Source organism: Undibacterium umbellatum (genome assembly GCF_014284125.1).
In the GTDB taxonomy this organism is placed as follows: domain Bacteria; phylum Pseudomonadota; class Gammaproteobacteria; order Burkholderiales; family Burkholderiaceae_D; genus Undibacterium; species Undibacterium umbellatum.
In genome coordinates this window covers 101,736-116,692 of sequence record NZ_JACOFX010000010.1, presented here as the reverse complement: position 1 = coordinate 116,692, position 14,957 = coordinate 101,736, and the positions used below count along the sequence as shown (strand labels likewise).

Below are 14,957 nucleotides of genomic sequence, written 5' to 3'. Positions count from 1 at the left end.
CTTGGTGGAAATGTTGTTGCTGCTTATTTTATACCTATGTAGATGGCTGCTTGTTGTGACCCCTGATATTCTTCAAAATCAGTCAGATAAAGGCGTTCATGTGCTGTATCACTGGAAAAATAAGACCAGACCTTGCCCCAGCCTTCTATGATGGCGGCAGGCATTTCCCCTTCGCAGTTAAACATCATATAGCGCCCGGCAGCGATGCTGAGGTTGGCCAAATCTGCCGAGGCTGCCATGACAGCGACACCAGCAGTCACATCAAACAAGCCATTTGCATCACTTTCATAATTTGAATACACGCCATAGATTTTTCCATCACCAGTTTTTGCGGGCAAGGTCTCCGGTAAATTCCTGGCAAAGAATTGGCCCCACAAAGGGCCTATCTTGCCCTTGGCATTATCAGCTTCATCGGCATTACGGGTGCGTACTTGCAGGCCACTGATCTGGAAGCTGCTTATTTCTACAACTTTTTCTACATCTTTTTCTACGATTTTTGTTTGCATGGTTTTATCCTGTTCTTGAATGGTTGAGGTGTCTTACTTTTTCATGGGTTGACGTATGATGGTCTTCCAGTTTTCCGGCGCTGCCTTACGTATATCACTGAGATAAATCTCATGATGCTTGCCTGTCAGCTTGCCGTGCTCGTTGATGTACTGATGCAGGCGGTCTATGGTCGGGCCTTCCTCAGTGAATGGGCCTTTGTGCAGGACTTGTGCGCAGTGACCTTCTGCAAAACTTTCAAAACGTAATTGCTGCAATGCTGGCAGTGATTTCTTCTTGCCCGCTGCAGCGATGGCTTCGGCCGTCATCTTTTCAGTGATAAAGTCCGGCTGCATGATCATCATGGTCCAGCGCCATTCTCCTTTACGGTCCGCCACGAAGGCGGCCATGTCATCTGCCCACCACAGACCTTCCAGTGGCATGACGACATAGTCAATCGCCGCACTGCTTTTCTTGATCATGAACTTCAGGGTATAGGACACCGTAAACAGGGCTTCCACGGCGGCGCTATAGTGATCAGAAGAATTTGGATCACCCTGGCCGTCTATCATGAGAAAATTAAATGCAGGGACATCTACCCCAGTCACACTCTTGGCTGATGCCTGATAGACAGATTTCAATTGTTTCTTCAAATCCAGTTTTTCCATGATGATGGGCTGTTCTTCTTGTCAGAGAAGTAGGTACCTTAGCATGAAGGGATTTGACAAATCTTGCGGACTTGCAGCAGATCGCTATAAAAGGGAAATGATGAATACCATAATGGACACCAATTTGACGATACGTTGTGCCACGGAAGCTGACATCGCCGCCATGCAAGCACTGATTGCCCGTTCCGCAATACAGCTCAGCGCAAACTTTTACACACCAGAGCAAGCACTGGCCCTGTTGACGCATGTATTTGGAGTCGACACCCAGCTCATCCATGACCAGACTTATTTTGTCATTGAAGAACATGGCAAGATGATGGCCTGCGGTGGCTGGAGCAAACGCAAGACCCTGTTTGGCGGCGACCAGGCCAAGCGCGGCGTAGATGAACTGCTAGATCCGGCGACAGAAGCGGCACGAATACGCGCTTTCTTTGTAGAACCGTCAGCGGCACGACGTGGCCTGGGCCGTCTTTTACTGGAACATTGTAGCGCCCAGGCGCAGGCCGCAGGTTTTGCCGTGCTGGAGCTCGCGGCTACCATGCCGGGTGAGCCGCTTTATCTTGCCTGTGGTTTCCAGGTGTTTGAACGCTTCCAGATCGATTTGCCAGGCGGCGTGATTGCCCCGCTCAGCCGCATGCGCAAACTGCTGGCTTGATGCATGCACGATTGATTTATTTGCATACTGTTTATTTATGCTTGATGTGCTGCCACGAACCCAGACGATGATGGCGTGGCATGGGCTGCGCATTTATGCGCGCATTGAGCCTGTCGATCCAGGCGCGCCAGCTTGCCCATAAGTTGCCGAATATGCTGTCAGGCTGGTCTTGTGTGGCAAGCTTGGCGCCATTTCCAGTTTTTCTATTCATGTTGTTTCCCTATGCAATACTGTTCACCGGGGCAGTATAGGTGTTAAGCTACGCACAGGAAATCGACAAATTTGCGCTTTTCATACGCATAAATGCACAGTATGCCCGCTTCAAATATACCCATCCCTGAAGGTCCAGATGCCGCACGTCTGGACTGGGATGACTTGCGCTATCTCCTCGCAGTAGCCAGAGGCAGTTCGTTATCAGCCGCCGCAAGAGTGTTGAGAGTCACACATTCCACAGTATTACGCCGTGTAGAAGCCATGGAAGCAAAGCTGGCCGTGCGCCTGTTTGAGCGTTTGCGCACAGGCTATGTCTGCACAGAAGCTGGCGAAAGCCTGCGGCGTGCCGCTGAACAATGTGAAACCCTGATCGCACAGGCTGAACGCGAAATCGTCGGTGGCGATACCCGTCTCACTGGACACGTGCGTGTCACCACCGCCCATGTTGTCGCCATGTACTTGCTCCCCGCTGCATTGGCAACATTTCATGCCCACCACAGCCAGATTGAAGTTGAGGTGCGCACTGCTCGTGCCAGAGTGGATCTGGCGCGACGCGAAGCCGACGTGGCAATACGCATGTCGGCTGACGTGCCTGATACCCTGGTTGGGCGCCAACTAGGACAAGTCAGGATACGCGTGTATGGCTGGCATGCGGCACCTTGTTTAGCAACAATCAAGCCACAAAGCCTGTTGCCGCTGGAGGCATTAACGCGGGATTTTCCCTGGATAGGTTTTGATGGTCAGGACAGGAGTTATGACCGCTGGGTTGATACCCATGTGCCATCCCAAGTCGTGGTGGCACGTGCAGATCATTTTCCCAGTGCGACAGCCCTGATCAAGACCGGCATGGGTATTAGTATCTTGCCGGAATTTGTGGCCAGTGATGTGCCCGGTTTGCGCGCGCTGTCTGAACCAATTCCAGCTCTGCAGTCGCCCTTATGGATGCTGACCCATGTGGATCTGCGCAATACAGCAAGGGTCCGCGCCTTTATGCAGATTGCCGGTAATGCACTGGAAGCGGCATTGAAATAGTGCAAAGATTGATGCACTGCAATTAAGAACGAGCCGTAAACGCAAAAAGCCCACCAGGGGTGGGCATTCCATTCATTCCGGCAAACTTACAACAACCCATGCTATCTGCATAGTGCCACTGCTTGGTCCATCACCCGTGCTATCTGCGCGGTGCAATGTGGGGGTGTTTGCCTGTTCCTGCTGGTCCGCTATAGTTCGGTCCATGACAGGAGGTACCACGAATGAGATCCTTCAACACTTCACTACACCATTTCCCGGTTTGCATAGACATGCAAAACCAGCCGGTGAGAATGAAGGCGCTTTGGAGTAGGCTGAGCTTACTCTGCGGTCTTGTTCACAAGATGCACTATGCATCCAGAGGACTCATACCAATGATATGAGTTCTAATGACAATACCATTTTCCCTAAATCCATGCTATCTGCGTGGTACCAAGGGCCGGTAAGTATCATTCTGCGCATCAGCATTTTGTACTAGACATAAACACTGACAGATGAAGGGTGTCGCCATGCGATTGACTAATCCCCAGCAACCCATGCTATCTGCGTGGTGTCACTGGCCGGTATTACTAAACTAGTCAAAAGCGGTGCGACCGGGCAAATTCAATTCGCCCGACAAGGTCAATAAAGACCTTGGTCTGATATTAGGACAGAACTTGGATGTTGCTGGCTTTGTCGCCTTTAGGACCGGCTGTGCGCTCGAAAGACACACGCTGGTTTTCGCTCAGGCTTTTGAAACCGCTGGACTGTATGTCCTGGAAGTGGGCGAACAAATCTGCACCACCTGCATCAGGAGCGATAAAGCCGAAGCCCTTAGCATCGTTGAACCATTTAACTATACCTGTTTGAGTACTCATGTTTTTTTCCTTTTGATAAAAGCATGGGCAAAATCGCCCAAAATGGACTTGTAAGCAAGTGATAAAACCAGTGGAAAAAAGACAGAACAGCCAGAGAGATAAAGCTATGCGGAATTGGGACCAACAAATTAAGGACTTGATGCAAGTACAGGACGGAATATACACGTTTACTTTGGAAGTGCCTAATTTTATTTAAAAATATTTTTGAAGGTATATGAACAGCGGCAACTAATTACTTTGCTGCGCCAACGGATAGAAGCAGGTCCTCCCAGATAATTGTGTCTGAAAAAATTGCTCATCTTCATAGGAAAGCAAATAGTAAAACTGTGCAGTGTAACAATTGATTTTCTTGCTTGACAAGGGGGTGGGTGAAAGTGATTATCTAGTGTTAAAGGCAAGTTAAAAACAAGATGTTTTCAGTCCCATTCAGTCCAAAATTAACCGCATTTATGAAAGTGACAGGCAATGAAACATTATTTTGAATACCAGGATTCCAAGTCTTACAAATTTTGGCAAGTTGAAATAGAAGCGAATACCTTGAATGTGAAATACGGCAAGATAGGCACCGCAGGCCAGGAAAAAATCAGCAGCTTTGATACGCCAGAAAAAGCACAAAAAGAAATGGAAAAGCTGATCAGTGAAAAAACCAAAAAAGGTTATGTAGAAAAAACCGATGCCAGCGCAAAAAAAGTGGCTCGACGCATAGGCGTTAGTTACGACGAAGCAGAAGAAGGCAAGACCTTGCTGGAAAAGGTCACCGCTTTTCTGGACAGTGCCCAGGCTACAGAAGTGGAGTCACTGGTGATTGCTGCCTGGGAAGAAGCCTATGATTGCGGCCCGCAAGAATCCCTGGACCTCATGATAGCCAATCCAGGAAAACTGCCGCAATTGAAAGAATTGTTTGTTGGTGACATGGATTCAGAAGAGTGCGAGATATCCTGGATCACACAGGCAGATTACACCAAATTGTTTGCAGCCTTTCCTTCACTGGAACGCTTGCATATCAAGGGTTCCAAAGACCTGATCCTGTCCTCTCATCCCCTAACACATGAGCATCTCAAAGCATTGACCATAGAATGTGGTGGCCTGCCCAAAGAGGTCATAGAAAAAATTGCGACGGCGCAATTGCCCAATCTTGAATATCTGCAACTGTATATCGGTGTTGACGAATACGGCTTTGATGGCAAGATCGACGATTTGCGTCCTTTCATGCAAAAAGGACTGTTCCCTAAGCTGAAACATCTGGGCTTGGTGGATAGTGAAATTGCGAACGAGATTGCAACTGAAATTGCACAGGCATCGGTGCTGGAGCAACTGGAAACCCTGGATTTGTCCATGGGCACACTCAGTGACGACGGTGGCCGTGCATTGCTGGAAAGCAGCAAGATAGCCGGGCTCAAGAAACTGGACTTGCATTACCATTATCTGTCGAATGACATGATCAAGGAATTCAAAAAATTATCTATCCTCGTCGATGTCACTGACCAGCAAGATCTTGAAGACGAATGGCGTTATCCTGCTGTCACCGAATAAAGTCAGATGCAGAAATCCCGCTTTGTACTGATAGGTAACCCTGAAAACCGGCGTGTACATTTTTTTCAGGAAGCATTGCAGCAAGCAGGGCAGGATGCTGCCCTGATCATCCCGTACCTGAGTATCTTGAATGCTGAGTGCGAACTGCCTGATGTACTCAGTGAGGGTGACACGCTAAGGATAGAATCGCCCGGTGAAAACTTTGCCGCGGAAAAGAAAATACTCGCCCTTGGAGGCCTTGAAAATGCCAGCGGCTTGAAAGATGAACGCGGCAGGATTTATCATCCGCGATTATGGTTCCAGGGTTTTTCCAAATTGATGACATTTATAGCGCAGCAGGCTGGGCATGTGAGCTGGTTCAATCACCCTGACGATATTGTCAGCATGTTTAACAAGCCCTTGTGCAAACAAATATTACCAGACTATACGCTACCCAGACTGCCGGTCTTTTCCAGCTATGATGAGTTCTTTGCTTACGCAGAAACGCAGGCATACAGCCGCTTCTTCATCAAACTGAATTCCAGTTCATCTGCATCGGGCATCGTTGCTTATGAATGCAATAAGAGAAATGGCAAAGAGCAGGCTTACTCTACTGTAGAGATCGTGCACGGTCTCGATGGTGAGCGTTACTACAATTCACTGAAAATAAAAAAATATACCGCGAAAAAAGAGATAAGAAATATCTTGAATTTTTTATTTACGGAAGGTGCTATGGTAGAAAGCTGGATACCCAAAGCAAAGCATGAGGACAGCTCTTATGATTTGCGGGTAATGGGCATCGCTGGCCAGCGCAGGCATGCAATTGCCAGACTCAGTCGTGGCCCCATGACCAATCTGCATCTGGGCAACCAGCGCTGTGCTGTTGATGAGTTGGAGTTGTCCACATCGACCTGGCAAGAGATCGATACCTTGGTAGAAAAGACCATGCAGGCTTTTCCGCGCTCGCTATATGCCGGGCTGGATATCCTGTTACCCAGGAATGGTAAAAGTCCCGTGCTGCTGGAAGCCAATGCCTTTGGCGATTTGCTGCCTAACTTGCTGCACAATGCAGAGAATACCTATCTGGCAGAAATCAATGCATTCCTGGAAAGGCAGAGGCTGGCTTATGCTTAGTAAAAAAAAAGCCAGCCTGCTTTTTGATATCGACAATACCCTGGTAGACAGGGACACAGCCTTCCATGCGTATATGCAGAATTTCATCAGCAGGAATCAGGCAGCATTGGATGAAGAAGATATGTCGCAGGTGCATGCAGAAATGATGGCACTGGACTGCCATGGCAGAAAAGACCGCAAGCTTTTTTGTCATGAGGTATTGCAGAGTTTCCCAGGACTTCCTTACACCGTAGAAAGCTTGTGGGAAGATCACATGTCACTACCAGATTTTGTGAATCCAGATAAGGTACTCAATGAGATGCTGGAACGCTTGTCTGCTGATTACCAGCTCATGATTCTTTCCAACGGTTCTGCAAATATGCAGCGTCGAAAACTGCATCAGGCGGGTCTCGCCGATTATTTTGAGCATATCTTTATTTCTGCTGAGGTGGGTTGTGCCAAACCTGATCATCGCTTGTTTTCACATGTCTTAAGCCACTGTCGCCATACCAGTGTAGTGATGATAGGTGATGACTACATCAATGATATGCAGCCAGCTATGTCCATGCATTTGAAAACAGTTTTCATCAATCCTGAAAATGAAACCGTCGCTATCAGGCCAGACTTTGAGTTGTCCAGCATCCATCAACTTGAGGAGGCCCTGGCATGCATGATATGAACCAGATCGTAGGCAAGAGCAATATTCTCTTCATTACTCTTGATACATTGCGTTTCGATGTTGCACAACAGGAGCTTGCGGCAGGGCGCACGCCTTTTTTTGCCAGTTTGTTGCCAGCAGGCTGGGAAGAGCGCCATGCTCCCGGTTCTTTTACTTATGCATCGCATTGTGCTTTCTTTGCTGGATTTCTTCCTACTCCGGCCAGACCTGGTGTGCATGAACGCCTGTTCTCATTGAAGTTTGCAGGCAGTGAAACCACAGGTACATCCAGCTATTGTTTCGATACGCCAGACATCGTCAGCGGTTTTTCTGGCATTGGTTACCGCACTATCTGCATCGGTGGGGTCGGCTTTTTCAAGAAGCAAAATCCACTGTCTTGCGTCTTGCCCAATCTGTTCCAGGAAAGTTACTGGCGGCCTGAGTTTGGCGTCACCGATCCTGAATCAACCAGGCATCAAGTTGAATTTGCTCAAGAACTGCTGCAAGAAAAACCTGATCAAAAAGTATTTTTATTTATGAATTTATCTGCACTACATCAACCCAACTGTCATTACCTACCGGGTGCTGATGCTGCCGCCGGTGACAGCCTTGCCACTCATGCTGCGGCATTGCGTTATATCGACAGCCAGTTGCGGCCCTTGTTTCAGACGCTCAATCAAATGGGCGATACCTTCGTGATTCTCAGTTCTGATCATGGCACCACCTATGGCGAAGACGGCTATACCGGGCACCGTCTGGGACATGAGAAGGTTTGGACTATTCCCTATGCTGATTTTCATATGCGCAAAGGGAGTCTGTCATGACAGATGTTGGTAATACGTTTCGCCGCTATCTGGAAGAGACCAATCGTTTTCAAAGCTATCTGTATTCTTACCCGCATAAAACAGCGTACAGGGCTTTTGAAGAAAAACTGGATTTGAAAGAATTGTGGGCAACAGAGAAAAAGCATGCGCTGTATCTCTACACGCATATTCCTTTTTGCCGCATGAAATGCTCGTTCTGTAATTTGTTTACGGTCTCGCATCCCAAAGTAGACCTGGTCAGTCTGTACCTGAAAAAAATCCAGTTGGAAGCAGAAGTCGTGCGTGACGCGCTGGGTGATTTCAACTTTGCCGGTTATGCCATCGGTGGTGGTACACCCAGTCATCTGGAAGTCAGCCAGTTGGAGCAATTGTTCAATGTGTACACCGATGTATTGGGCCTAGATTTGAAAAACACACCAGGCTCCTTCGAGATATCACCTGATACCATCAATGATGAAAAACTGACTTTCCTGTCGCAACATGGCGTGCAACGACTCAGCATAGGCATACAAAGTTTCATCGAATCCGAAGCGCGTTCGGTAGGGCGGGTACAGCCAGAGACTATGATGGAACCACTGTTGGATAAAATAAGCAGTTATCAGTTCCCTGTTTTTAATCTGGATCTGATTTATGGCATCCCAAGGCAAACTGCGGAAACCTGGCTGGAATCGCTGCAAAAAGCGGTACAGTTTCAGCCGACTGAAATCTTTCTGTATCCCTTGTATGTGCGCCCACTGACCTCGCTATTCAAGAAGCATATCAGTATACAAAACGAAGACATACGCAGCACGCTCTATCGCATAGGACGGGACTTCTTGCAGGCAAACGGTTATGTGCAAGACTCCATGCGCCTGTTCCGCAAGCCAGTAGTTGGCCTGTGTGAGAGTTCAGAATATTCATGTCAGGAAGATGGCATGATAGGTCTGGGCACGAATGCAAGGTCTTACACTACAGATGTGCATTATTCGACAGAATATGCAGTGTCCAAACCTAATGTCGCAGCGATCATCGACGACTATGTGGCTAAGGAGCGCGCTGACTTCATGACGGCAAATTATGGTATACGCCTGTCTGAGGATGACAGAAAGCGGCGCTACCTGATCAAGTCTTTGCTGAAGGCGCAAGGACTGGATGGTGCGCATTACCAAAGCATTTATGGCACGGATGTCTATACTGATTTTCCGGAACTTCAAATCCTGCTGGAAATGAATCTGGCACAAGAAAACGCAGGTCGGATGCAATTGCAGGGTGAGGGTATGGCTTATTCCGACCTCATTGGCCACTGGTTTATTTCGCCCGCAGTAAAAAGCAAAATGCAGGAGTATGTCGTCAAATGAGCCTGAAAGTCATTTATCGCGGACACCTGACAGATTGCAATTACAGTTGCGAATACTGCCCGTTTGCCAAAGAGAAAAACAGCCGCGAACTGCAAGCGCTGGATAAAAAAGATCTGGACAGATTTGTCGATTGGGTAGAGCAAAACAGCAGCGCAGCCCAGCCCATGGAAGTCTTTATTACACCTTATGGTGAAGCCCTGGTGCGTAAATGGTATCAGGAAGCTGTGATACGTCTGTCGCATCTGCCTCACGTGAGCAAGGTGGCGGCGCAAACCAATCTGGCCTGGAATACACAATGGCTCTCGCGTTGCAATATCCAGACTACAGCTTTGTGGACGACCTATCATCCCGACTTTGTGACAGAAGAAAAATTCCTCAGCAAATGCCAAGAACTGGCCGTACTGCAAATACGCCACAGCGTAGGTGTAGTGGGCTTGAAACAACACTTCCAGCAGATTACTTCACTGCGCCAGCGCTTGCCACAAGATGTGTATATGTGGATCAATGCCTACAAGCGCGAAGTTGATTATTACTCCGAAGAGGAAATCGCTTTTCTGGAGAACATCGATTATCTGTTCAGCTTGAACCTGCCCTGGTATGAAAGCATGGGTAAAGCTTGCAAAGCTGGCAGTGAGGTAGTGTCTATCGAAGGTAATGGCGACCTGTTCCGCTGCCACTTCATCAAAACCCGCAAAGGCAATATCTTCACGGACCCACTGGCAAGTCTGCTCAAGAAGGAAGTTTGCAGTAAAGCGACTTGTCATTGCCACATAGGTTACATCCATCTCGATGACATGAAATCGCATGAAGTGTATGGCAGCGGTTTGCTGGAAAGAATACCTGTGCGTTTTGCCAGGTAAGTGGCAAATCAGGTAAGCAGTTTTTCCTTATATGATTTTTTAATTCTTTTAACTGAAAACAATCGTTTGTCGTCTATGGGCAAGGAAGTAATATCGGTTGAACTTAAAGCTCATTAGCATGGAAAGTGATACCGTATGAATATAACTTCAAATTTAGCCTTAGCCCTGCCACAGCGACGAAATGCCTTACTGGTAACTGCCTTGCTTGCTGCCTTTTCTGCCATGGCCGCACAGGCTCAGGAGATCATCCCGTCGCAAGCAGATACCGTGATCGTGACTGGTACGCGCAGCATCAAACGTACTGTGTCTGACTCTGAAGCACCGGTCGATGTATTAACTTCCAAAGAGTTGCAATCGACAGGTTCCGGCGAGCTGGCAACGGTGTTGAGCCGTTTGCTGCCTTCTTTGAACTTCCCGCGTCCTGCCGTGGCAGACGGTACTTCTGCCAGCCGCCCGGCGCAATTGCGTGGTCTGTCACCTGACCAGACACTGGTTCTTGTGAATGGCAAACGCTGGCATACATCGGCTGTCGTGAATGTGAATGGCACGGCAGGGCGTGGTTCTTCACCGGCGGATTTGAATACCATCCCCATCAGTTCCATCGACAAGATAGAAGTCTTGCGTGATGGCGCAGCAGCGCAATATGGTTCAGATGCGATCGCTGGTGTCATCAACATCATCCTCAAAAAAGGGGCAGAAGGCGGTGAATTGCAAGTGGGTGGCGGCCAATACAGCAAACGTGATGGTACACAAGCCAGCCTGAGTGCCAACTTTGGCACTGCATTGGGCGACAAGGGCTGGGTGCGTTTTACCGCAGAACAGCGCAATCAGAATGAAACCAACCGTGCTGGTGCTGATTTCCGTAATCCGCTGGAACCCTTGTACGGCAGAGTCAATCAATTGCAGGGCGACCCCAAGCTGCAACAGACCAATCTGGGAGCCAATGCGTCGCTGGTGCTGGCAACAGATATAGAGCTGTACGGCTTTGCCAATTACAGCCGCCGCAGCACCGATGCAGCCGCGACCTGGCGTGCAGCCTACATCTCAGGCACGACCTTGCGCACCCCGCTGTACCCAAATGGTTTTCTGCCGAATGAAGCAGGAACGAATACGGACGTGTCTGTCGTAGGTGGTGTCAAAGGCCGTAGCCATGGCTGGCGCTGGGATGCCAGTATCAATTACGGGTCCAGCGAATTCAGCCTGGATGTCAACAATACGGTCAACCTGAGTCTGGGGGCCGCCAGCCCAACAAAATTCTATGCGGGCAAGTTGAAAAATACCCAGACCCTGGCAAATTTTGATGCGGCCAGGGAGATAGAATTCGTTGGCCTGGCAAATCCGCTGACGCTGGCGCTTGGTGCAGAATACCGCCGTGACCAATATGAAATCGGCGCGGGTGAAGCAAATTCTTATTTCGGTAGCGGTGCCCAGGGCTTCTCTGGTTTTCAGCCTTCAAATGCAGGCAGCTTCAGCCGCCACAGCGCAGCTATCTATGCCAACGTCGAAGCTGAACTGAGCAAGCAACTGAGCGCTTCGCTGGCTTTGCGTCATGAGAATTACAGCGATTTTGGCAGTGTCACTTCTGGCAAATTGTCTGGGCGATTTGAGTTCACTAAAGAATTTGCCTTGCGTGCTGCAGCGTCGAATGGCTTCCGTGCACCTTCACTGGCGCAGCAGAATTACACCATCTCAACCACTAATCTGATCACCATCAATGGCAGTTCTCAATTGGTGGATACCGGTACTTTTGGTGTTGCCACGGCTGCGGCCAAAGCTCTGGGTGCTGTACCACTGCAAGCAGAAAAGTCTCGCAACTACAGCCTTGGTGCAGTCATACAGCCCAGTAAGAATGCAACTCTCAGTATTGATGCTTACCAGATCGATATTGATAAACGCATCCTGTATTCTGGCAATCTGGTCTTGCCTGCGGCTTTGCAAAGTGTGTTGGCGCAGCAGGGTGTACTGGTAGGTGCAGCCCGTTATTTTACCAATGCGCTGGATGCCAAAACCCGTGGTGTTGATATCGTTGGCTCTTATCAGATCCCCTTGTCTGGAACAGACAAGCTGGGCTTCACCGTGGCATATAACCACAACGACACGACAGTAAAAAATGTCGCAGCCAATCCGGCGATTTTGACGAAAAACAATCTCTTGCTGATAGACAGACAAACCATCAACCGAGCCACCGAGGCGACGCCAAAGGACAAGTTCAGTATTGCTGCTGACTATACTTTTGCCAACTGGAATATCCATGGCCTGGCCACGCGCTATGGCAGCTTTGTCTCACCACAAAACAGCGTTACGCTGGACCAGACATATAGCGCCAACTTGGTGCTGGACCTGGCTGCCAGCGTCAAACTCGGTAAATGGACTATCAGTGCCGGTGTCGATAACCTGACTGACAAATACCCGGACCAGGTGACATCGGCAGGTAATTTGAATTCTGGCGGAACCCTGCCTTATTCCACATTCTCGCCATATGGTTTCAATGGTCGTTACTACTACGCGAAGGCTGCTTACGCATGGTAATGATGTGATTTGAACATTTGCTTTACTAAGGGCTGCTTGATGCAGCCCTTTTTCTATTGTATCTCTGTACTTGGGGTAATTATTAAATTGTGGCATTTATTTACCGTTAAACGATAAATAAATCTTGTATTTCGAAATTATTGATTTAGAATTCACTTCATCAATTCAATCAGGAGTTCCAAATGCAAGTTCAGAAACATGCCAGGATTGCCAATATTCGCAAGTTGAGCAGATATTTTCTCTTTCTGACCGTGCTTACTATGGTCATCATTGCTATTGGCGGCATTGGTTTTCCTATTTTCTTGATGACGGTATCTTCTGGCGACTTGACGGTGGCCGAATACCTGGCGCGAGCAGCAATAATGGACGATGGCTATTTCTCGCTGCTGAAAGAGGGCTTGAGTTTGCAGTTAAAAGTTGTTGCAGGACTTGCCTGGGTCGTTTGGAGTGCTGTGATTGGGCTGGTACTCGTCCATATTAATCAATTATTGACTTGCTTCCATGAAGGAGAAATTTTTAACAAGAAGGCCATCTTTCATGCCAGACGAGCGTTCAACATCAACTTGATAGTCGTTGCTTCAATGGTGGGCGTGGATTTCCTCTCCATCCTTTTGAGTCATATCTATCCAAGCAATGGCAATACGGGTGATGTAGGCCACTTTATTGCTCGCATATTTGATCACCTGACATGGATAGGTTTTTTCCTGCTCTTGCTCTGGTCGCTGGAAATCGGCGTAGACCTCAATGAAGAAGCTGAACTGACCATCTGAGGACGCTATGCCTATTACTGTTAATCTTGATGTCGTCCTCGCCCAGCGCAAGATGCGTTTGAATACCCTGGCTGAGCTCGTCGATATCACACCACAAAATTTATCTGTGCTAAAGACCGGCAAGGCCAAGGCGATACGTTTTGATACGCTGGAAAAAATCTGCGAAGTATTGGCATGTCAGCCGGGTGATATTCTGGCATACACGCCTGACACTGAATCAGACTGATGCACTATCAGGAAACTTGCCCACATACCTGGCACGCGGACGTATGAGCTGGCCAGTGTCTACCTGCTCCATTGCGTGGGCTATCCAGCCCGCCGTGCGGCCCAATGCAAACAGGATTTGCGCGGCACCCGGTGGTAATTGACAGGCAATTTCAACTGCCACCAGGCCAAAGTCTATATTCAGTTTTTGCCCTGTCAGGTGTTCTGCCAAATCCGCCACGGCAAACAAGTCTGCATGCTTTTTCCTGTCCAGCGTCTTCATCAGCAGGGCGCCGCGTGCGTCGCCATCCGGGTAAAGCGGATGAGAGAAACCCGGCAGCCTGGGTGAGAAATGCTCATGCGCATCATGGTTGTGCAGGCGTTTTGATAAGAAGCTGCTCACATCACATCGAGGTGTCGCCAGTGCGGCACGCAGCATGTGGCTGACACGCAGGCTTTCTCCACCGTGTTTGGGGCCTGAGAGCGCAGCCAGTCCAGCTACCAAGGCCATACCCATGTTCGCACCTGCAGAGGCGACGCAGCGCACGGTAAACGTCGAGACATTCAATTCATGATCAGCGCTGGCCACCAGAGCTGCGCGTATCAGTGCTGCTTGTTCCTCGTCCAACTGCCATGCTGCAGCAAGTTTTTGGTGAAATGTCTGGTAGTCGGGTGCAACCCCTAATAGTGCTGCAGCCATCAGGTGCATCCATAGCATAGCCTTTTGGTGAGTATGGATGTCTGGCATTTCTTCTACTGTGTTAGCCAGCAGGGGCAATATGCTGACGGCTCTTTCGTAGGGCGGAAGATGAGCCGTCAAGTCCAGAAACCGGGGCCATAGCGTAATCAGGGCAGTCAGGCAAGTCTGTGGAAGATCAGGATTTGCTTCGCAATCCCACAAAATCCATGCAGTTTGTTCCAGCGTATGTGTGCCTGCGAGTTCATCGACTCCATGACCACGGTAATACAATTTGCCATTCTTTACCTGGGTGATTTTGGATTCGAGGACAGGCACTCCCCAGTCTATCGCTGATTCGGCAGCGCCGCCTGCCCGCTTGTTGTCGCTAGTGCGTGCCAGCAGGCGCAATACTTCTTCTTTCAAGTACCGTTTCGCTCTTTGTCCCTGTTGCTGCTGCGATTGCAGCAAGCCTCGGCTGACGTAAGAATACAAGGTCGGCAGGCTAACGCCGAGCAATTCGGCGGCTTGTCTGGCGGTGAGAGTGTTATCCACGATTAATTTATATT

16 protein-coding genes are annotated in these 14,957 nt (G+C 49.0%); 11 read left to right on the top strand and 5 right to left on the bottom strand.

All coding sequences use genetic code 11. The annotated features are described in order from the left end of the window. Positions 1-23: 23 nt before the first annotated feature. Together H8L47_RS18130 and H8L47_RS18125 are read right to left on the bottom strand one after the other, a co-directional pair. Entirely contained in the window at positions 24-506 is a 483-nt protein-coding gene (locus H8L47_RS18130; RefSeq protein ID WP_186955008.1) for a GyrI-like domain-containing protein, read from the bottom strand. Positions 507-539: 33 nt separating this feature from the next. Next, a complete protein-coding gene (locus H8L47_RS18125) occupies positions 540-1,151 on the bottom strand; it encodes a GyrI-like domain-containing protein (protein ID WP_186955007.1) in 612 nt (203 codons plus the stop codon). A gap of 100 nt (positions 1,152-1,251) precedes the next feature. Here H8L47_RS18125 and H8L47_RS18120 point away from each other — a divergent pair, with 100 nt between their 5' ends. After that, positions 1,252-1,806, top strand: a complete 555-nt coding sequence (locus H8L47_RS18120; RefSeq protein WP_230413810.1) for a GNAT family N-acetyltransferase — start codon at positions 1,252-1,254, stop codon at positions 1,804-1,806. A 31-nt stretch (positions 1,807-1,837) separates the two neighbouring features. Here H8L47_RS18120 and H8L47_RS18115 read toward each other — a convergent pair whose 3' ends face one another. Beyond that, positions 1,838-2,017 (bottom strand): hypothetical protein, encoded by a 180-nt coding sequence (locus H8L47_RS18115; protein WP_186955006.1) that lies wholly within the window; start codon positions 2,015-2,017, stop codon positions 1,838-1,840. A gap of 101 nt (positions 2,018-2,118) precedes the next feature. On the opposite strand from H8L47_RS18115, the gene H8L47_RS18110 reads away from it, so the two are divergent. Continuing rightward, positions 2,119-3,051 (top strand): LysR family transcriptional regulator, encoded by a 933-nt coding sequence (locus tag H8L47_RS18110; RefSeq protein WP_186955005.1) that lies wholly within the window; start codon positions 2,119-2,121, stop codon positions 3,049-3,051. 641 nt (positions 3,052-3,692) lie between these two features. Here the strand turns inward: H8L47_RS18110 and H8L47_RS18105 are convergent. Next, positions 3,693-3,905: a cold-shock protein gene (locus H8L47_RS18105; protein ID WP_162043691.1), complete on the bottom strand. Its 213-nt coding sequence runs from the start codon at positions 3,903-3,905 to the stop codon at positions 3,693-3,695. 465 nt (positions 3,906-4,370) lie between these two features. On the opposite strand from H8L47_RS18105, the gene H8L47_RS18100 reads away from it, so the two are divergent. From H8L47_RS18100 to H8L47_RS18060, 9 genes are all read left to right on the top strand, one after another. After that, positions 4,371-5,438, top strand: a complete 1,068-nt coding sequence (locus H8L47_RS18100; protein ID WP_186955004.1) for an STM4015 family protein — start codon at positions 4,371-4,373, stop codon at positions 5,436-5,438. 6 nt (positions 5,439-5,444) lie between these two features. Next, positions 5,445-6,551, top strand: coding sequence for an STM4014 family protein (locus H8L47_RS18095; RefSeq protein WP_186955003.1), 1,107 nt, complete (start codon positions 5,445-5,447; stop codon positions 6,549-6,551). Next, the gene (locus H8L47_RS18090; RefSeq protein ID WP_186955002.1) at positions 6,544-7,209 is read left to right on the top strand and encodes an HAD family hydrolase; all 666 of its coding nucleotides are present in this window, start codon (positions 6,544-6,546) and stop codon (positions 7,207-7,209) included. Before H8L47_RS18095 ends, H8L47_RS18090 begins: the two co-directional genes overlap by 8 nt. Beyond that, positions 7,197-8,012, top strand: coding sequence for an STM4013/SEN3800 family hydrolase (locus H8L47_RS18085; RefSeq protein WP_222616588.1), 816 nt, complete (start codon positions 7,197-7,199; stop codon positions 8,010-8,012). Before H8L47_RS18090 ends, H8L47_RS18085 begins: the two co-directional genes overlap by 13 nt. Beyond that, complete coding sequence (locus H8L47_RS18080; protein WP_186955001.1) at positions 8,009-9,349, top strand: STM4012 family radical SAM protein; 1,341 nt, start codon at positions 8,009-8,011, stop codon at positions 9,347-9,349. Before H8L47_RS18085 ends, H8L47_RS18080 begins: the two co-directional genes overlap by 4 nt. Then, positions 9,346-10,209, top strand: a complete 864-nt coding sequence (locus tag H8L47_RS18075; protein ID WP_186955000.1) for an STM4011 family radical SAM protein — start codon at positions 9,346-9,348, stop codon at positions 10,207-10,209. Before H8L47_RS18080 ends, H8L47_RS18075 begins: the two co-directional genes overlap by 4 nt. A gap of 135 nt (positions 10,210-10,344) precedes the next feature. After that, a complete protein-coding gene (locus H8L47_RS18070) occupies positions 10,345-12,738 on the top strand; it encodes a TonB-dependent receptor plug domain-containing protein (RefSeq protein WP_186954999.1) in 2,394 nt (797 codons plus the stop codon). 182 nt (positions 12,739-12,920) lie between these two features. Beyond that, complete coding sequence (locus H8L47_RS18065; RefSeq protein ID WP_186954998.1) at positions 12,921-13,508, top strand: hypothetical protein; 588 nt, start codon at positions 12,921-12,923, stop codon at positions 13,506-13,508. A 7-nt stretch (positions 13,509-13,515) separates the two neighbouring features. Continuing rightward, the gene (locus H8L47_RS18060; protein WP_186954997.1) at positions 13,516-13,734 is read left to right on the top strand and encodes a helix-turn-helix domain-containing protein; all 219 of its coding nucleotides are present in this window, start codon (positions 13,516-13,518) and stop codon (positions 13,732-13,734) included. Here the strand turns inward: H8L47_RS18060 and H8L47_RS18055 are convergent. Then, positions 13,726-14,943, bottom strand: coding sequence for a citrate synthase family protein (locus H8L47_RS18055; RefSeq protein WP_186954996.1), 1,218 nt, complete (start codon positions 14,941-14,943; stop codon positions 13,726-13,728). The two genes, H8L47_RS18060 and H8L47_RS18055, sit on opposite strands and share 9 nt — an antisense overlap. Positions 14,944-14,957: the final 14 nt, after the last annotated feature.